The sequence below is a fragment of the Arthrobacter sp. Leaf69 genome (assembly GCF_001422645.1).
Lineage (GTDB): Bacteria > Actinomycetota > Actinomycetes > Actinomycetales > Micrococcaceae > Arthrobacter.
The window spans coordinates 606,347-623,773 of sequence record NZ_LMLR01000010.1 but is presented as its reverse complement, the minus strand read 5'-3'; the positions used below and the strand labels follow the sequence as shown (position 1 = coordinate 623,773).

Genomic DNA, 17,427 nt, shown 5'->3' with positions numbered 1-17,427 from the left:
TCACGTCACGCCTAATCTGGTGCAACAGCGTTGCACTGAATGCAACCCCAAAACCTTTGGTGGATACATGAGTAACGAAACTTCCTCCCCCGCCACACTTGCGGGACCGAACGGCCCGGAGTCGAATAGCGGGCATGGCGGTAGTTCGTCCGCCCAATCAACGTTGAACGGCCCAGCAGACCCTGGCGGCGGCGTCAGCAAGGAAACGCGCCGCCGGGTGATCGCGGCGAGCTTTATCGGAAATTTTGTGGAGTGGTTTGACTACGCCGTGTACGGCTACCTGGCCGTTACTATCGCGGCGGTATTCTTCCCCGAGTCAGATCCCCAGACCGGGCTTCTGCTCACCTTCGCTCTGTTTGCGATCTCGTTCCTGGTCCGGCCCCTCGGAGGCTTCGTGTGGGGCCACATCGGAGACCGCGTCGGGCGCCGGACTGCCCTTTCCCTGTCCATCCTGATCATGTCCGGAGCGACGTTCTGCATCGCGCTGATTCCGGGCTACGACACGATCGGCATCTGGGCTCCGATCCTGCTCCTGATCATCCGCGTCGCCCAGGGCTTCTCAGCCTCCGGTGAATACGCCGGCGCCTCCGCATTCCTCGTGGAGTACGCCCCCGCCAACAAGCGCGGCCTCTACGCAGCCGTCGTGCCGGCAAGCACCGCGGCGGGCCTCCTTCTGGGCTCCCTGCTCGCAGGCCTGCTGACCACTCTGCTCAGCTCCGAGGCGATGCAGAGCTGGGGGTGGCGTCTGCCTTTCCTCCTTGCGGCCCCGATGGGCCTGATCGGGCGCTACATCCGCACCAAGCTCGAAGACACGCCTGTATTCCGAGAGCTCGCAGCAGAGGACCAGACCATCAAGGCCCCCGTTTTCGGGCTCTTCCGCAATCACTGGCGGCTGCTGCTGAAGGCCGTCGGCGCGGTGCTGCTCAACGCCGTCGGCTTCTACGTGATCCTCAGCTACATGCCGACTTACCTGTCCTCCGAGCTTGGCCTCGGGGCAACCGAATCCTTCCTCGCAACCACCATCGCGCTGTTGACGTACATCGGATTCATTTTCCTCACCGGAATGCTCTCAGACCGCTACGGCCGCAAGAAGGTGCTCATCGCCGCATCCATCAGCTTCATCGTGCTGACCGTGCCCGCCTTCGCCCTGCTGGGAACTGGAAGCTTCCTCGTCATCGTCCTGGTCCAGATCCTGCTGGGCGCCATGCTCACCCTCAATGACGGCACTCTGCCCAGCTTCCTCGCGGAAATGTTCCCCACCCGTGTCCGCTACAGCGGCTTCGCGGTCAGCTTCAACCTCTCCAACGCGCTTTTCGGCGGCACCGCGCCCTTCATGGCCACCCTCCTGATCGCCGCCACGGGCAACGACCTTGCTCCGGCCTGGTACCTGGTCGCGGCCGCAATCATTTCCCTGATTGCAGTCGCACTTTCCCGCGAGACCAGCAAGGAACCACTGACCCACGGGTAAAAAACAACCCGTTCCAACTTTCCCCCTGAAGAAATCATCGAAGAAAGGCACCACCAAAATGACCATCACTACATCCGACAACGCTTCGTCCATCGCCGAGCTGGAGCGCCTCAAGGTCCTGAACAACGGCAAGAAGGTCAGCCTCACGTTCTCCGATGCCGAGTTTGAGCGCCGGCTGTCCGGCCTGCGCCGGATCATGGCGGAGAAGAGCCTGGACGCCGTCGTCCTGACGAGCTACCACTCCATCAAGTACTACTCCGACTTCCTTTTCACCTACTTCGGCCGCTCCTACGCCATGGTGGTCACCAAGGACGACACCGTGACTGTCACGGCCAACATCGACGCCGGCATGCCTTGGCGCCGCAGCTACGGCGACAACGTGGTCTACACGGACTGGCGCCGGGACAACTACATCTTCGCCATCCAGGAGGTGCTGCGCACCCGCGGCATCAACCCGCGCCGGATCGGCGTCGAAGATGATTCGCTCCCGCTGGACAACCGCAACAAGATCCAGGCGGCGTTTGAGTCGGCCACCCTGGTGGACGTCGCCCATGCCGCCATGCGCCAGCGGATGATCAAATCGGCCGAAGAGATCGAGGTCATCAAGCACGGGGCCCGCATCGGTGATCTGGGCGGCGAGGCCATCCGCAACGCCATCACCGCCGGGATCACCGAATACGAGGTCGCCCTGATCGGCACCGAAGCGATGGTCCACGAAATTGCCCGGACCTTCCCGAACTCGGAAATCCGCGACACCTGGGTCTGGTTCCAGTCCGGCATCAACACCGACGGCGCCCACAACTGGGCCACCACCCGCAAGATCCAGGAACACGACATCCTGTCCCTGAACTGCTTTCCCATGACCTCCGGCTACTACACGGCCCTGGAGCGCACCCTGTTCTACGGCGAGCCCGACGCACGCGCCCTCGAGCTGTGGAACATCAACGTCGAAGTCCACAAGCGCGGCCTTGAACTCATCAAGCCGGGTGCGGTCTGCAAGGACATCGCCGCTGAACTGAATGAGATCTACGTGGGCCACGGACTGCTGGCCAACCGGACCTTCGGGTACGGTCACTCCTTCGGCGTCCTCAGCCACTACTACGGCCGGGAGGCCGGACTCGAGCTCCGCGAGGACATCGACACCGTGCTGGAACCGGGCATGGTGGTCTCCATGGAACCAATGATCACCGTGCTGGACGGACAGCCCGGCGCCGGCGGCTACCGCGAGCACGACATTCTGGTGGTCGGCGAGGACGGGGCCGAGAACATCACCAAGTTCCCCTTCGGCCCGGAATACAACATCGTGGGCGCCTGACCATCCCCGACCGGCAAGGAAGCGGCGCCACGTCCCACCTGGCGCCGCTTTCGTCCCCTGTACGGAATGATGGGATCACCATGAGTCCAGAAGAATCCCCTGACACCAACGGAAACGGCGACACGAAGGGCACCTCCGTCATCGTCAACGCCATCGCAGTGCTGCGGTCTTTCACCGCCGATGAACCGCTGCTTGGGGTCACCGAGATCGCCAACCGGGTCGGCCTGCACAAGAGCACGGTGTCCCGGATCCTGTCCACCTTCGAGCAGGAGCACCTGGTGGAACGGGACCCGGAAACTCGCCGTTTCCGCCTGGGCCTGGGCCTGATCGCCGTTGCCGGCCCGTTGCTCGCGGAGCTCGAGGAACGCCGCGTGGCCTACCCGGTCCTGCGCGAACTCACCGAACAGACCGGCGAAACCAGCGCCCTGATGGTCTGGAACGGCAACGAATCGATGTGCGTGGAGCAAATCGCCAGCCACCACCAAATCAAGCACACCACTCCGCTGGGAGCCCGGTACCGGGACGCCATGAGTGCGTCCGTCCAGGTCTTCCTGTCGGCCGAACCGGCCGAGCGGGTCCGCGCCCTGCTCCGCAGCGGAACCATCACCTATCCGGGGCTGGACGATGCCGGCCTGGATAACTACCAGGCCAAACTCGGCGACGTTGCCCGCCGGGGCTGGGCCATCAACTACGGGGAATCATCCATCGACGAAGTCGGCGTGGCCGCGCCCGTTTACGATCACCGCGGCGACGTCGTGGCCGCCGTCCTTATCCCGGCCCCCCGGTTCCGTGTGTCCCGCGAGCGACTGCAAAGCCTGGGTGAGGCGTGTGCCGCGGCTGCGCATCAGGTCACTACACGCCTGGGCGGACGTCCGCCCGGAAACCCGGAACGCGGCCCGAGCTAACGAGCGGGCGGGAGCGTCAGGCGAGCTTCGCCAACCGGGCGGCCAAATGCAATGCCGCGAGCCGTCCCGTGTCCCGCGGGTCACCGCCGCACAGGTCGAAGATCCGCCGCAGCCGCTGATGCATGGACTGCCGCTCCACGTGAAGCTCGCGGGCGGCGTGGGCGGTATTGCACCCGCAGTCCAGCCACGTAGCCAGGGTGTCGAGCAGCCGCGAATTGCGTTGTGCGTCGTGGTCCAGGAGCGCACCCAGCTGCCGGCGTACGAAGTTCCGTCGCTGGTCCGGGTCCAGGGCCTGAACGGCGAGACGTTCGACGGCGAACGCCTCGGCGTCGATGACGGGACTGTATGCGCCGTCGGCTCCCGGCCGGGCGTGCCGAGGAGAGTCCGCCAGTTCGAGGGTGAGCTTGGCCTCGGCCACTGACCAGGGAGCATCCGCAATTCCGGCCACCACCGGACCTACCGCAGCCAGCGTCCCGGCCATGGCGGGCAGCTCCATCAGTCCGGCCAGGAGCCCCTGCCGGCTCGCTTCCGAAGCTTCTCCGGCCAGGCTGGCCACTGCCAGGAGCTCGGCGTTGTCGACATAGGTTGCGTGGGACCGCGCTGTCCGGGCCAGATGCTGCTCCACCGACGTCCGCAGCTGTTGTGAGATCTCCGACCGCACCACCACGGCGACCAGCGGGGCGGAGGCCGGAATTCCGGCTGCTGAGGCCAACTGCTGAAGCCGCCAGGGCTGGCTGCCGGAATCAATCGCGCGCATCAGCGCAGCTCCCGCCACCTCCCGCAGCCCGGGCGACATCCGCTGCAGCATGGCCAGCGCCAGAATATCCACGGAGCGTTTCCCCGCCGTCCGGGCCAGGTTCTCGTCCTCGCCCGGCGGGACACGGAGCAACAGTTGCGCCGCCAGGATTCCGCGTACCGGAACGTCGATGTGGATCAGGCGTGCATGGTCCGCCAGCGTGGGCGCGGACTCCGCCGTCGAGCCGGCAGCGTCGGCGGCGTCATGCGCGTCGGGCGCGTCGCGCGCCGGCGCTGCGCTGGCCAGGGTCGCGCCCGTGAGCGACACCAGGGTCACCTCAGCGTGGGTGATGCCGGCGAGTACGGCCAGGATCCGGTCCAGGCTGCCTCCGTGCGCCAGTTCAACGGCCATCGCGTGGCTGGCCTCATCTGCCTGCCGCAACTGGGAAACCGACTCGCTCACGAGCGACGAGTTGATCGCCTGCATAACACTGACAAACGGCACCACTTTGCGAAGCTCGATCACGGGAAGGCCCGCTGCTTCGGCAGCCGCCACCATCGAGGACGGGAGCGACGGGAGGGCGACGCCGGTTTCGATGGCTAAGGCGGCCACGCCCCGCTCCGCCAGCTGGCGGATGTAGGTGATGCGCCGCTCCTCGGAAGCGAGTGCGAGGGCTTCGCCGCCCGTCAGCAGGAGTTCCCCGCCGTCAAGTAACGGGGCGATGTCCAGAATCTCACTTGAGTGGACCCACCGGAGCTGGGTTCTGGCAGCGTTGCCTGCCCCCGCCCGGATGACGGGATCGGCGGCCGTGAGGGTCGGGTGGTTGAGCACATCCTGAAGACGTATTGGCATGACACTCCGTCGCGTAAGGCAAGTATTAACTAGACACATCATATATAGGCGGATGTGGCATGTGCCACATAATCTTGAAGGACCCCACTCACTCACGGAGGCTCCAATGCGTGAAGAACCCCCTATGATTTCCGCCACCCCCGCACCGGCGGCCGGCGAAGACTGCGAAGCCTGGCTTCAGCCCATTCCCGAATCCCAGCGGACCCGGAAAGTCTCCGGTCAGTTCTGGATCTGGGCCGGCGCCAACCTCGCCCCGATCAACTGGGTGCTAGGCGCCCTCGGCATCCACCTCGGCCTCGGCTTCGCCGACACCGTCACCGTTCTGGTTTTGGGGAACCTGATCGGCATGCTGCTCTTCGGCTGCTTCGTGCTGCTGGGGCAGAAGACGGGGGCAACTGGCATGGTCCTGGCCCGGGCCGCCTTTGGCCGTCGCGGAAACTACCTTCCGGCAGCCATCCAGGCCCTGCTGGTCATCGGCTGGTGCGCGGTCAACACCTGGATCATCCTGGACCTGGTGATGGCGCTGTTCGGCACCCTCGGCTGGGTGGACCCGACGGCCCATAACTACGCCTGGAAAATCGGCGTCGCCACGGCCATCATGGCCGCGCAGGTCGCCATCGCCTGGTTCGGCTACAAGGCCATTGCGGCCTTTGAAAAGTGGACCGTGCCGCCCACCATCATCATCCTCGCCGTGATGTCCGCCGTCGCGTGGTTCGGCATGAAGATCAACTGGTCCTACGCCGGGCCGGCCGGCAATATCCTCGAGGGCTCGGAGCGCATCGCCGCCATGAGCGCTGTTATGACCGCGATCGGCATCGGCTGGGGCATCACCTGGTTCACGTACGCCGCCGACTACTCCCGCTTCGTCAGCACCGAAGTGCCGAAGCGCAAGGTCTACCTGGCCTCGGTCCTGGGGCAGTTCATCCCCGTTGTCTGGCTCGGGATCCTGGGTGCCAGCCTGGCCACCAACAGCGGAGAGATCGACCCCGGCAAACTCATCGTCCAGAACTTCGGTGTGATGGCGCTCCCGGTTCTGCTGATGGTCCTGCACGGGCCGATCGCCACCAACATCCTGAACATTTACACCTTCTCGGTCGCGACGCAGGCCCTCGACATCACCATCAGCCGCCGCAAGCTCAACCTGTTCGTCGGTGTCTTCTCACTGGCCGCCGTTGTCTTCTTTATCTTCCAGGAGGACTTCGCCGCTGTCCTGGACGCGTGGCTGATCGGACTCGTAGCGTGGGTTGCCGCCTGGGGCGGGGTCATGCTGGTGCACTACTTCTGGATTGAGAAGCGCTGGCCCGGTGACCCGGCCCGGCTGTTCGACGCCGTCGGCACCAAGCGCCTGCCGGGCGTGAACCCCGCCGGCATCGCCTCCCTGCTCATCGGCATCTTTGCCACCTGGCTGTTTATGTACGGGCTGGTACCGGCAATGCAGGGCCCCATCGCCGTCGCCCTTGGCGGATGGGATCTGTCCTGGCTGGCCGGTGGACTGTCCAGTGCCACGGCCTACGCCCTGATGGGTCCGCGCTTCCACCGGAAGTTCCTGCAGGTGCCCGGCGCCGCGGAGGCGGCACCGGTCTCGGATCTACCTGGCGTGACAGGCCTCCCAGCCGCCACAACCGCCCCCGTCGGCCTCTGACCAGCACTCATCAAGGAGCATCACCAGCATGGACAAGTCAGTATTTCTGGAAGACCTGGATGCCTTTGCCTACCGTGAAGCCTTGGCATCCGGGGAGACGATTGTTCTCATTCCCGTCGGGTCCCTGGAGCAGCACGGCCCTCACCTTCCACTGGGAACGGACACCATCCTGTCCTCCCACTTCGCGGAAGGGGTCGCCCGGCGGCTGGGAGCAATGGTTGCCCAGCCGATCGCCTACGGGTACAAGTCGCAGCAGAAGTCCGGCGGCGGCAACCACCTCCCGGGTACTGTCAGCCTTGATGGCGCCACCCTGATCGGCGTGGCGCGCAACCTGGTCAAGTCCTTCTTGAACCAGGGCGTCCGGCACGTGGTCTTCATCAACGGCCACTTCGAGAACTACCAGTTCCTGTACGAGGGAATCGACCTGGCCCTGGACGAGCTTGGGATTGAGCCCGGGGCACAGCAGAGCGTGCTTCTGCTGTCGTACTGGGACTTTGTCAGCCAGGACACGCTGTCGCAGGTCTACCCCGACGGCTTCCCGGGCTGGGACATCGAGCACGGCGGGGTCCTGGAAACCTCACTCATGCTCCACCTCGAACCGGCCCGGGTTGCCATGGACCGCCTGGTCGACGGTCCTGCCGCCGTCCTGCCGCGCTTTGACAGGCTCCCGGTGGTGCCAGAGCGGACCCCCGCCACCGGCTGCCTGTCATCGGCCGCGGGGTCCAGCGCAGCCAAAGGCGGTCTGCTGTACGGGCAGGTGGTTGGAGATCTGGCCGTCGAACTCGCAAGCGAACTGGTCCGTGAACCCACGGCCGCAGCTGTTCCGGCGTAGGGCACAACGATCCACAGGGCAACGCGATTCACACAGTAAACTCAGGCGCCGCGGGGAGACTTCCCCGCGGCGCCCTTCCTGTCACGGCGAAACTGCGCTCCTGCCAGGTACCTCTTCGGAGGAGGCCCGGCTGCACTAATCTGGGGGAGTGGCCAGCATTCGAGAAGCTCAAAAGCAGATGACCCGCCGATTGTTGCTCGAAAAAGGGCTGGAGCTTTTCGAGGAGAAGGGGTACGCCGCCACGACCGTGGATGACATCGCCGCCGCCGTCGGAACGACCCGGGCCACCTTCTACGCGCACTACCCGTCCAAGGCCCAGCTGATGCGGTCGCTGGTGGAGCGGTCCAACGAGATGCTGACCGAGGCGGACGTTCCGCCGTTGCATTCGGTGGTGGAGTCCGGGGACCGTGAGCTGATCAGGGTCTGGCTCGCCCGGAAATTTGACCAGTGGGCCGAAATCCGCCCCTACGTGGTGGCGGCGCACCAGGCCGCGGCGAGTGAACCGGATATCCAGGCGGCCCTGGACCAGTGGTTCGACACCGCGATCGATGACATGGTGGCCGGCTTGGAGCGGGCCGGGCGGTTTGACCCGTCCAGCCGCCGCGTGCGGTGCGCGCTGGCGTTCGGGGAACTGGAGTTCTTCTCCCGGCGCTGGATGCGGCTCGGCTGGACCGTGGACCGCGACATTTCGCTGGATTTGATGGTCGAGAACTGGTGCTTCCTGCTGGCTGAGTGAGCAGGAAGCACCAGGTGACCGGTGGGGTCAGCCCGCTGGGTCCCCGGCCGCCTTGTTCGTGGTGAACGGCAGCACCAGCCTGGACGGGTGGGCGGCGTCGCGGTAGATCTTATGCGTGACAGGCCGGCCCACGGGCAGGTGGAACGCGTCCGGCGGCAGCAGCGCGTTGTGTTCGTCTGCAAGCGGCTCGGCGTTGGACAGTTCCACCGTCAGGACGTGACCCGGCCCGAACGTGTTCGCGAACGGGTAGAGGCGCAGCACGTACTCCTCGATCTGCCCAGGCTCCACCGGAACGGTCCGGGTGTGCGGGTGGAACGGGTTGCCCTCGGTGGTCCGCCCGTCGAGTTCGCGGTGTGAGGCCTTGAGGTAACCGCTGGTGATCAGCTGGCGCTTGCCGTTGGGGGCGTAGTCCCACAGGCGCAGGATGAAATTTGTGTCCGGCTGGTCGATCGCGGCGAAAATGTGCGCGGCGCCGGTACCGATCATCTCCGTGTCCTCCTCGAACGGCGGGGTGGACCAGCTGATGATCTCCACCTTGTCTGTCACCGTCAGCGGCGCCTGGTAGAAGCCGTCCGGGGCGGCGTACTCGGCCCCCATCAGCTCCGGTTCGGTGGACAGCTTGTGGCGCGGGCGCAGGAAGAGGGACGTGTACTCGACGTCCTTCGGCGGCCACGAATCGGCGGTTACCAGCTCCCTGGAGCCCTCCACGAAGACGCTGACGGCGGGCTCGTCCATCACGCCGTTGTCGATGCCCTTGATCCAGTAGTCATACCAGCGGAACATCTTGTCGTGCTCTTCGATGAAGGGGCGCGACTGCATCGGGGGATAAGGGCCGATGTCCAGCTTCTTCGGGCCCTTCAGCTCGTTGAACAGCTCGATCGTGCCGTCCATGGTCCACCCGCGGCCCTGGTCGATCTGCAGCCACACTGGAATGTCGATGTTCGGGGCCAAGGTGATGGGGTTGCGCTCTTCGTACCAGTCGCCGTCGAGCTCGTTCATCACGATGTCGAACCATGCTTCGTGGTTCTTCGGATAGTTCAGGACGTGGACCAGGTTCGGCCACGCGGCGACGTCAGGATCCTCGAGGCGCTTGGCCACGAGCTTCTTCAGTTCCTCTGGCGAGTACTTTTCGATCATCCGGGACTTGACTCCGTCGGTGAACGCCCAGCCGGAGTCGCCGCCGCGGCCTTCGCGGGCAGCACGCGGCATGAACCACATCACGCCGCCGTGGTAGGTGGTCTCGTAGAAGTCGTAGTGGCCGCCGGAGACGAAGATCGCCTTCAGGTGCGGCGGGCGCTCGGCCGCGGCCAGCACCTGCATGGAGCCGAAGTAGGAGATGCCCACCATGCCCACATTGCCGTCGCACCAAGGCTGCTCGGCCACCCACTCAATGAAGTCGTACGCATCCTGGCCCAGCGAGACACCGCCGGCGTTGTAGTTGCCGATGTGCTCGCCGCCCGAGTGGCCGGAGCCGCGCAGGTCGCCGATGACGTGGACGTACTCCTCCTTGACGATGCGGGCAATGTCGCCGGCCTCGATGCAGCCGTCCCACATGGGGCTGGGGCGCCGCTGCGGCGGGGTGGTGAGGGCCAGCGCCTGCAGTTCCTTGCCGTAGGGGCTCAACGCCACCAGCGCCGGGCGCGGTTTGTCCTCGACGCCCTGGTAGGCGTCCGCGGCGAGCTCGACGCCGTCCCGCATCGGGACCCGGAGGTCCTTGCGGACGGCGATCTTTTCCCCGCCGGCATTCAGTAGCTGGAAGTCATCCATAAGTGCTGATCTCCTCATCTTCGGTCATGTGGTCGAATGTCGTGCGGTAGCCGTTGAGCGTCGTGAAGAACGGGGACGGTTCCAGCGCGGGATCCCCCTCGTAGCCAAGCTCCTCGGCCACGCGGGCGAAGGGTGCGTAGGGGGAGCCTGAATCCTGCAGTCCGGCAGCCAGGCAGCCGCACGCCGCACTGTTGACGCGGGCCTCGATCTCCAGGCTGGCCTGGAGCGCTTCCCCGGCCTGCCCGGCGTCGAGCTCCACGCCGTATGGTGTGCCGTCCGCGCGGCGATACGGGTGCCCCAGGTAGAGGTGCCGCGGACGGATCTCATCGCGGAGGTACCGCAGGCTGGCGCGGTAGCCGACCGGATCCACGAATCCGGGAAAACCGTTGGCCGCACCGTGGACCTGGACGGCATCGCCGACGAAAACGTCGTTTTGTCCGTCGACGACGTACGCCACGGAGCCGGGGGTGTGGCCCGGAATCGAGTGGACGGAGACGGTGACGTCGCCGCCGAGCGAGAGGGTCTCGCCGCCCTTCACCAGCATGGTGGGCTCCATCTCGCCCGAGATGACGGCATTCGTGGCGTCAGTCAGCTTCGCCTCGCCGTCGGGGTCATCCAGATACTGCGCCCGGCCGGCCAGGTATTCGTCAACGTGGGCCCGGCGCGAGCGCAACATCGGTGCGTCCGCCTCGTGGATGACCACCTGCGCGCGCCGTCCGGTGAGCTCCCACAGGGCATAAGCGCCGCCGATGTGGTCGATATGGCCGTGGGTCAGCAGGATCCAGCGGACGTCCTCGATCCGGCGGCCGATCGCCGCCAGTGCAGGCACCATGCCTTCGGCCGGCGAGGACGCGATCCCCGTGTCGACGATCGCCGGCTCCGGGGCGTCGATGAAGAAGCTGTAGAGACCGAACCTCCCCCAGGGGGAGACCAGGGGTTGAACGGCGACCGACTCCGTCATTTCCGGGCGTTCCCGCCCAGAAAGGCGGCGGTCTCTTCGAACGCCCCGTAAAACTCCGGAATCCAGGAGAAGTTCTGGACGAAGCCGTGGTTGGCCCCCGCATAGCGGCGAACCGCCGCGTCCACGCCGGCTTCCCTCAGGCGCCGGCCGTAGAACTCGCCCTCGTCGCGCAGCGGATCGTGCTCGGCGGTGATGATGAGTGCAGCCGGCAGGCCGGCGAGGTCTGCCCTCTTGATGGGGGAGACAAGGGGATCCGCCGGATCCGCCCCGCTCTCAAGGTAGAAGGAGTTGAACGGCAGCAGTCCCGCCGTCTCCAGCCCGTAGCCTTCGGCGTTTTCCCGCAGCGAGGCGTAGCGGTCGACGTCGAAGTCCAGGTCCAGGGACGGGTAGAACAGGACCTGGTGCGTGATGGCGCCGAATCCGTCGTCGTGGGCCCTGGCGGTGACAGCGGCCACGAAGTTGCCGCCCGAGCTGTCGCCCGCGACGGCGAGGTTCGTTCCGTCCCAGCCCAGGCTGCCGCCCTGTTCGGCGGCCCAGCGGACCACGCCGTAGCAGTCATCAAGGCCGGCCGGGAAGGAGGCTTCGGGGGCCAGGCGGTAGCCGACCGAGATGACCTTGTAGCCGGATTCCCTGGCCAGGGAGCGGGCGACGTGGTCGTGGGTGTCCAGGCTGCCCAGGAAGAACGCGCCGCCGTGGAAATAGACCAGGATGCCGTAGGCGTCCGCTTCCAGCGGCGTGTAGATCCGCACCGGCACCTCGCCCGACTGCGTTATGGCCGTCGCGTCCTCGACGGCGTGGAGGGGGAGGCGCTCACCCGGCGGCGGGACCTGCGCAGCCTCCCCGGTGCGCATGGCGCCGGGGTCCAGGGGAGAACCAGCGGGTGCCGGCAACGTTGCCAAGATTTTGGCGATTTCAGGATGAATGGTCATGGCGGTCAGGCCTTTGCCGGTGCTGCCGCGCTGGCGGCGGGCTGTTGGGACTGGGGTTTCTGGCCCGGGAAGACGTCGTTGACCTCTTCCTCGGACCAGCCCTGGCGCGAGATGCGCTGCAGTTCATCCGTGACGGGTTTGCGGGTGGCCTGAAACAGCGCCAGTGCCTCCGGCACCGAGCCGGCCTCGGCCAGCGCATCGGCCAGTGCTCCGGCGTCCTCGATGGCGGAGTTCGCGCCCTGGCCCTGGTGGTGCAGCATGGAGTGCGCCGCATCGCCCATCAGGACAACGGAGTCGGTGTGCCAGCTGTCCACGGGGTCGATGTCGTAGACCGCACGGATGTTGACGGTGTCCATGTCCAGGCCGCGGGCAATCGCCACGATCCGCTCGTCGAAACCTTCCACCGTCCTCAGGAGTTCGTCCTTCGTGATGACCGGCGCCCAGGTCCCGTCCGGATTCAGGGCGGTGATGTCGAAGGACATCTGGTTGCGGTGCCGCAGCGGCAGCAGATAGACCTTTGTGCCCCTGCCCATGTACATCCGCAGGTTGTCGTCGACCACCATCCCGTGGGCGTCGTCGGCGGAGATCACCACCCGGTAGGCGTGCTCGCCGGAGAACACCGGGCCCTTGTCGCTGAAGAGTTGCTCGCGCACCGCGGACTTGATGCCGTCGGCACCGACCACGAGGTCGGCTTCGACCGTCTTGCCGTTGGCGAAGGTCAGGACGGAGTGGCCGCCCTTGTCCTCGATGGTCTCCAGCCTGTGGCCAAGCTGCACCATGCCCTCGGGAAGCACGCCGAGAAGGGCCTCGATGAAGTCGCGGCGGTGGATGAGGTACGTCTGATTCTCGTCGCCGAACTCCGGCCACGTGTCCTTCATGATCGGCTCGCCGGTGGCCGTGAGGATTTCAAAGTAGTCGCTCGCCGAGCTCACCTTGGCGACCGCGTCGAAGATCCCCCACTGGCGGAACCGGGCCATGGTGGCAGGACGCAGGCCGATGCCGGCGCCCACCTCTCCCATCTGGGGAGCCTGCTCGTAGACTGTGACGTCCGCACCGAGCAGGCTCAGGGCCTTGGCCGCCGCAGCGCCGCCGTAGCCTGCGCCGACGACGGCGATCTTGAGGTTCTTGATGTCTTCAGCCTTCATGGTTTCATCTCTTTCTTGACTCTTTCGTGGCCCGGGGCCATGCCTGGCGGAACGGGTAAGTTGTGGGTGCCTGTCCGCAGGTCAGGCGTTCAGCGACAGAAAGTCGGCCGGGTTGTCCTGGAGCAGGAGTTTGATGGTGGCGTCGTCGATGCCGGCGGTGCGCATGTCGGGGATCATGTCCTCGAAGATGTAGTTGATGGTGTGGCCCTTGACGCCCGGCCAGCCCAGCGGGCTGCAATTGGCGTCGGCCGAGACGAGGAGCTTGTCCGCATAGCCCTTGTTCACCAGGTTGACGAAGTGCTCCATGCGCTCGGCGCGTTTGCGGCCCCAAAACGGCGGATCCGGCAGCTCGAGGTCGTAGCCGAAGGTGTCGAAGCCGATGCGGCCGCCCTGCTCGTAGATCCAATCGTGCGGGGTGATCGGAGCGTTGAGGCCGTCGTCGGCGTGGCCGAAGAGCACGCGGTCCAGCGAAAGGCCCTCTTCGTTGAAGATGGTCACGGCCGGTTCGGGATCTATGGCCAGGTGGGTCAGGATCGGTGCGCCGGTGACGACGGCGGCGCGGGCCGCGGCCCGGTAGATCCGCTTGTCCAGGTCCGTCATGCGTCCGCCCCGGCTTACGCCGACCTTGATGACGCCGGCCTTTGAACCTGTGTTGCCGATGCCGACGGTGATCTCGTGGATGAACACCTTCGCGAGGTAGTCCACGGTGGCGCGGGAGAAGTGCGGCAGGGCTGTGTCGCCGCCGACGAAGCCGGTGCATGCCACGATGTGCACGCCCGTCTTGGCGGACAGGGACTTGTAGTAGTCCACGTCGCGGCCGTTGCAGATGCCCGTGGCGTCCACAAAGGTCCCGCCGCCGTTTTCGCGGAATTTCCGCAGTTTCGGCACGGTCTCCTCGTAGGCCTGCTCCGGCGACTTCCACCATGTGGTGTCCAGTTCGGAGCCGGGCATGCCGTACCCGATGTGTTCGTGGACCGCCACGATTTCCAGTTCTTCGGCCGGGATGGTTCCCAGCACGGTGTTGACCTTGGTCATTCGTTCACTCACCTCAGGGGTTCGAAAGTTTGTTGAGTGGGGGGCCGACGCGTTCCTAGCGAACGGTCAGCAGGTTGCGCGGGTTCTCCACGAGGATGCGCCGGGCGTCCTCGTCGCTCAGGCCGTGCGCCTTGAGGAAGGGCACGAACGTGGACACGACGTGGCTGAACGGCAGGTCGTAGTCAGGCTGTCCCTTGGCCACGCCGATCGAGTTGCCCGAAAGGATGATCTTGTCGGCATGGCCGGCCTTGACGAGCTCGAGCACAAGTTGGGCACGGTCATGGTCGGTGAGGTAGTCGGCGTGGTCGTTCAGGCCCACGTGGTCGATGCCGACGAACGCTCCACGGCCAGCCACCTCGAGGGCGGCGCCGTTGGCGTCCTTGCGGTCGAGGCCGCCGACGAGCACCCGGTCGGCCGGGAGCTCTTCGTCCAGGACGATGTCGAGGTCGTGCAGGGCATCGGCGCCGAAGCGGATGGAGACCGGGATGCCGGTCTTCAAGGACGTTCTGGCCGCACCGCGGAACAGGCTTTCCTCGGTGGGGGTCATGCCGGCGCGGTCGGCCGTGGTGGTCACGAGCCCGGCGGCGCCGCGACGTTCAACGCGCGGAACCACCATGCCCTCGGTGACTTCCTTGCTGAAGAGGTCGGCGAACTTCTCGGCGGGCCACGGCGTCGGCGGGTTGGTCTGCGGCGTCAGGAAGTAGCCGCCGAGCATCTCCTCCGGACCCATGCCCGTCGAGGCCACGATGTGCACCCCGGTTGAGCGCGACAGCGCCTCGTACAGTTTCACGTCGCGACCGTGGAACATGCCCGTGCTGTCCACGATCGTCCGTCCGCCGTGCTCGCGGAAGTCCTTGAGCTTCGCGGCCAGGGCCTCGAAGATCTCCGTCCGGTCCATGGAGATGTCGGGGGCGTACTGGGCTCCCGGCAGCACCGACAGCAAGGCCTCATGGACGGCAACCACACCCAAATCCGAGGCTGGGATGGGGCCAAGGACCGTGTTGACGGTTTGTCCGGTGGGGGCGTGGAACGTATCACCGGTGGCGACGGGTGGGGTGTGACTCACTGGCTTCTCCCTTGAAGATCGGTACTGGATGCAGGGGGCCGCGGAGCTTGACTGTGCCGGCGTCGCTCCGTTGCGGTGTAGCCAGCGTCACATGTTTCTTTACATCGTGTCAAGTGAATAGTCGCAATGTACATGAAAAGACCCCCAAAGCGCCTGCAAAGCCCACGGTCCGTTAAAACTCTTGACATCGTGTAAATCTAATGGCCAAAATGTGTGGAGCGCCACACCTGCCCCGGTTAAAGCCGATGTCCGGCAGGGCACCAGTCCCGGCGCAACACCGGAGAATCGACCGGAAACAAAGGAGTTTCATCGATGAGTCAGACCATTAAGGTGTCGAGCCGAGGCTCGGTACGGGCGACTTTCGTCGCCGCCTACAGCGCGGTCACCCTCGCACAGATCACCAACGCACTGCCGGGCGCCCTCAGCGGCACCTTTGCCGCGGAATTCCACACTTCGGGCGCAGGCCTGACGTGGATCGCGGGCATGTTCTTGATGGGGATCGTGGTGTTCGAGCTGAGCTGGGGACTCCTGGGCGACCTGTTCGGGCGCAAGAAGCTGCTGTACGCCGGCGCCGCCCTAAGCGTCGTCGGCTCCGTCCTGGCTGCGCTGGCGCCGACGACCGAGATGATGATTTTCGCGCAGGCGGTCGGCGGCATCGCGGCCGGCATCCTCTTTCCCATCTCGCTGTCCATGATCGCGGCGATCACCCCGGACCACCGGGCGCGTGCCCGGGTTATCGCCACGTGGGCCGGGTTCCTGTCGCTCGGAGCCGTCATTTCACCCGTGCTCGCCGGCCTCACGGCCCAGTTTTTCACGGTGCCGGGCGCTGCACCCGGCGCGCCGAACGTGTTCAGCGGCTGGCGTGTGGCCTACCTCGTTGCGGCCGGCGTCGCCGTCGTTGTTCTCCTCGTCGCGCTCCGGGCGAAGGACTCCGCTGCTGCCCGGGGACGCAAACTCGACCTGCCCGGCCAGTTCACCCTCGCGCTCGGACTCATCGCCGTGCTCTTCGCGACCGTTCAGGCGGTCGACGCCGGGTTCGGCGCTTGGGATGTCATCGTGAGCTACGTCGTCGGCGGCCTGCTGTTGGTCCTATTCGTTGTCATCGAGACGCGCACCAAAGAGCCGCTCATCCACCTTTCGCTCTTCAAGAACAGCGCCTACTCGATCACCGGCGTCGTCGCGGTTACCGGCATGTTCGCCTTCCTGGCGATCTGCTTCAGCACCAGCGTCGCCGTCGGCGGTCTCGCCCTGGCCGAGACGTGGAAGGTCGGGGTGCTGTTCGTCTTCATCCAGGGTCCGGCGTTCGCCTTCATCCCGGTAGTGGGCTGGCTCATCCACCGCGTAGCGCCGCGCTGGGTGCTGACCTCGGGCTTCGCCTTGATGGCGGTCTCCGGCTATTGGCTCTCGACGTTCTCCCTGGGCGCGCCCGAGGCCTTCGGCGGTACGCCGTGGACGGCGTTCGTTCCGCCGCTTCTGCTGCTGGGCATCGGCTTCGCGCTCACCGTTGGCTCCGTCACGTCGGTGGCGATCAACACCGTCCCGCCCCAGCACATCGGGATGGCCTCCGCGACGACGAACCTCCTGCGCGACCTTGGCTTCGCCCTCGGCCCGGTCATCGGCTCGGTTATCGCGTTCGGCATTGGCGCCTCGATCTTCGCGGCCCCGCTCGGCGGGATCCTGGGCGAGGCGGGGCTGCCCGCCACTGCCGTCGCCGGGCTCTCCCAGGTGCCGCCCCTGGGCTATCTCTCGGGCTGGGATGGCGTCATCGCGCAGTTCTCCGGCCAGGCGCTGGCCGGCGGCGCACCCGCCCCGGCCGTCGACGGCATGGTCCAGGCGCTCACGGCTGCGCAGCAGCAGATCCAGGACGTGGCCGGGGCCTCGCTCGGCCAGGGCTTCCAAATGGTGTACCTCGTTGCTGCCATCGCGGCGGCCGCCTCCGCGATCCTCACCCTCTTCATCTCCGCTCGTTCCTCGGCGCCCGCGCCCGAGGCAGTCGCGGAGGCGACAGAGGAGAACGCCGAAGTGCCTGTCTGAGTCT

Annotated in this window: 14 protein-coding genes; 7 read left to right on the top strand and 7 right to left on the bottom strand. The window is 66.0% G+C overall.

Annotated features, from left to right (window positions below; genetic code table 11):
* Nucleotides 1–67: 67 nt before the first annotated feature.
* The 3 genes from ASE96_RS08175 to ASE96_RS08165 all read left to right on the top strand — a co-directional run bounded on the left by ASE96_RS08175 (nucleotide 68) and on the right by ASE96_RS08165 (nucleotide 3,688).
* A complete protein-coding gene (locus ASE96_RS08175) occupies nucleotides 68–1,468 on the top strand; it encodes an MFS transporter (RefSeq protein WP_156367528.1) in 1,401 nt (466 codons plus the stop codon).
* Nucleotides 1,469–1,526: 58 nt separating this feature from the next.
* The gene (locus ASE96_RS08170) at nucleotides 1,527–2,783 is read left to right on the top strand and encodes an aminopeptidase P family protein (protein WP_056428524.1); all 1,257 of its coding nucleotides are present in this window, start codon (nucleotides 1,527–1,529) and stop codon (nucleotides 2,781–2,783) included.
* 80 nt (nucleotides 2,784–2,863) lie between these two features.
* Nucleotides 2,864–3,688: an IclR family transcriptional regulator gene (locus ASE96_RS08165; RefSeq protein WP_056428521.1), complete on the top strand. Its 825-nt coding sequence runs from the start codon at nucleotides 2,864–2,866 to the stop codon at nucleotides 3,686–3,688.
* A 16-nt stretch (nucleotides 3,689–3,704) separates the two neighbouring features.
* Here the strand turns inward: ASE96_RS08165 and ASE96_RS08160 are convergent, their stop codons facing one another.
* On the bottom strand, nucleotides 3,705–5,276 hold the full coding sequence (locus tag ASE96_RS08160) for a PucR family transcriptional regulator (RefSeq protein ID WP_056428518.1): 1,572 nt from the start codon (nucleotides 5,274–5,276) through the stop codon (nucleotides 3,705–3,707).
* A 124-nt stretch (nucleotides 5,277–5,400) separates the two neighbouring features.
* Here ASE96_RS08160 and ASE96_RS08155 point away from each other — a divergent pair, with 124 nt between their 5' ends.
* The 3 genes from ASE96_RS08155 to ASE96_RS08145 all read left to right on the top strand — a co-directional run bounded on the left by ASE96_RS08155 (nucleotide 5,401) and on the right by ASE96_RS08145 (nucleotide 8,486).
* Nucleotides 5,401–6,918, top strand: coding sequence for a purine-cytosine permease family protein (locus ASE96_RS08155; protein ID WP_235500168.1), 1,518 nt, complete (start codon nucleotides 5,401–5,403; stop codon nucleotides 6,916–6,918).
* 28 nt (nucleotides 6,919–6,946) lie between these two features.
* Nucleotides 6,947–7,750, top strand: coding sequence for a creatininase (locus ASE96_RS08150; RefSeq protein ID WP_056428512.1), 804 nt, complete (start codon nucleotides 6,947–6,949; stop codon nucleotides 7,748–7,750).
* Nucleotides 7,751–7,898: 148 nt separating this feature from the next.
* A complete protein-coding gene (locus ASE96_RS08145) occupies nucleotides 7,899–8,486 on the top strand; it encodes a TetR/AcrR family transcriptional regulator (RefSeq protein WP_056428509.1) in 588 nt (195 codons plus the stop codon).
* 27 nt (nucleotides 8,487–8,513) lie between these two features.
* On the opposite strand, the gene ASE96_RS08140 is transcribed toward ASE96_RS08145, so the two are convergent.
* The 6 genes from ASE96_RS08140 to ASE96_RS08115 all read right to left on the bottom strand — a co-directional run bounded on the left by ASE96_RS08140 (nucleotide 8,514) and on the right by ASE96_RS08115 (nucleotide 15,389).
* Complete coding sequence (locus tag ASE96_RS08140; protein WP_056428506.1) at nucleotides 8,514–10,253, bottom strand: CocE/NonD family hydrolase; 1,740 nt, start codon at nucleotides 10,251–10,253, stop codon at nucleotides 8,514–8,516.
* Nucleotides 10,246–11,214, bottom strand: a complete 969-nt coding sequence (locus tag ASE96_RS08135) for an MBL fold metallo-hydrolase (RefSeq protein ID WP_056428503.1) — start codon at nucleotides 11,212–11,214, stop codon at nucleotides 10,246–10,248. Before ASE96_RS08135 ends, ASE96_RS08140 begins: the two co-directional genes overlap by 8 nt.
* Entirely contained in the window at nucleotides 11,211–12,143 is a 933-nt protein-coding gene (locus ASE96_RS08130; RefSeq protein ID WP_056428500.1) for an alpha/beta hydrolase, read from the bottom strand. Before ASE96_RS08130 ends, ASE96_RS08135 begins: the two co-directional genes overlap by 4 nt.
* A 5-nt stretch (nucleotides 12,144–12,148) precedes the next feature.
* A complete protein-coding gene (locus tag ASE96_RS08125) occupies nucleotides 12,149–13,288 on the bottom strand; it encodes an FAD-dependent oxidoreductase (protein WP_056428496.1) in 1,140 nt (379 codons plus the stop codon).
* 81 nt (nucleotides 13,289–13,369) lie between these two features.
* The gene (locus ASE96_RS08120; RefSeq protein ID WP_056428493.1) at nucleotides 13,370–14,323 is read right to left on the bottom strand and encodes an aryldialkylphosphatase; all 954 of its coding nucleotides are present in this window, start codon (nucleotides 14,321–14,323) and stop codon (nucleotides 13,370–13,372) included.
* 55 nt (nucleotides 14,324–14,378) lie between these two features.
* Entirely contained in the window at nucleotides 14,379–15,389 is a 1,011-nt protein-coding gene (locus ASE96_RS08115) for a phosphotriesterase family protein (RefSeq protein WP_056428488.1), read from the bottom strand.
* Between the two features lie 312 nt (nucleotides 15,390–15,701).
* Between ASE96_RS08115 and ASE96_RS08110 the strand changes: the two genes are divergently transcribed.
* Entirely contained in the window at nucleotides 15,702–17,423 is a 1,722-nt protein-coding gene (locus ASE96_RS08110) for an MFS transporter (RefSeq protein ID WP_056428485.1), read from the top strand.
* Nucleotides 17,424–17,427 lie beyond the last annotated feature (4 nt).

Bases quoted from the DNA above. Each gene is read 5' to 3' on its own strand.
- ASE96_RS08150 (WP_056428512.1), top strand. From the start codon at position 6,947: ATGGACAAGTCAGTATTTCTGGAAGACCTGGATGCCTTTGCCTACCGT.
- ASE96_RS08120 (WP_056428493.1), bottom strand. From the start codon at position 14,323: ATGACCAAGGTCAACACCGTGCTGGGAACCATCCCGGCCGAAGAACTG.
- ASE96_RS08125 (WP_056428496.1), bottom strand. From the start codon at position 13,288: ATGAAGGCTGAAGACATCAAGAACCTCAAGATCGCCGTCGTCGGCGCA.
- ASE96_RS08155 (WP_235500168.1), top strand. From the start codon at position 5,401: ATGATTTCCGCCACCCCCGCACCGGCGGCCGGCGAAGACTGCGAAGCC.
- ASE96_RS08110 (WP_056428485.1), top strand. From the start codon at position 15,702: ATGAGTCAGACCATTAAGGTGTCGAGCCGAGGCTCGGTACGGGCGACT.
- ASE96_RS08140 (WP_056428506.1), bottom strand. From the start codon at position 10,253: ATGGATGACTTCCAGCTACTGAATGCCGGCGGGGAAAAGATCGCCGTC.
- ASE96_RS08160 (WP_056428518.1), bottom strand. From the start codon at position 5,276: ATGCCAATACGTCTTCAGGATGTGCTCAACCACCCGACCCTCACGGCC.
- ASE96_RS08170 (WP_056428524.1), top strand. From the start codon at position 1,527: ATGACCATCACTACATCCGACAACGCTTCGTCCATCGCCGAGCTGGAG.
- ASE96_RS08165 (WP_056428521.1), top strand. From the start codon at position 2,864: ATGAGTCCAGAAGAATCCCCTGACACCAACGGAAACGGCGACACGAAG.
- ASE96_RS08130 (WP_056428500.1), bottom strand. From the start codon at position 12,143: ATGACCATTCATCCTGAAATCGCCAAAATCTTGGCAACGTTGCCGGCA.
- ASE96_RS08135 (WP_056428503.1), bottom strand. From the start codon at position 11,214: ATGACGGAGTCGGTCGCCGTTCAACCCCTGGTCTCCCCCTGGGGGAGG.
- ASE96_RS08175 (WP_156367528.1), top strand. From the start codon at position 68: ATGAGTAACGAAACTTCCTCCCCCGCCACACTTGCGGGACCGAACGGC.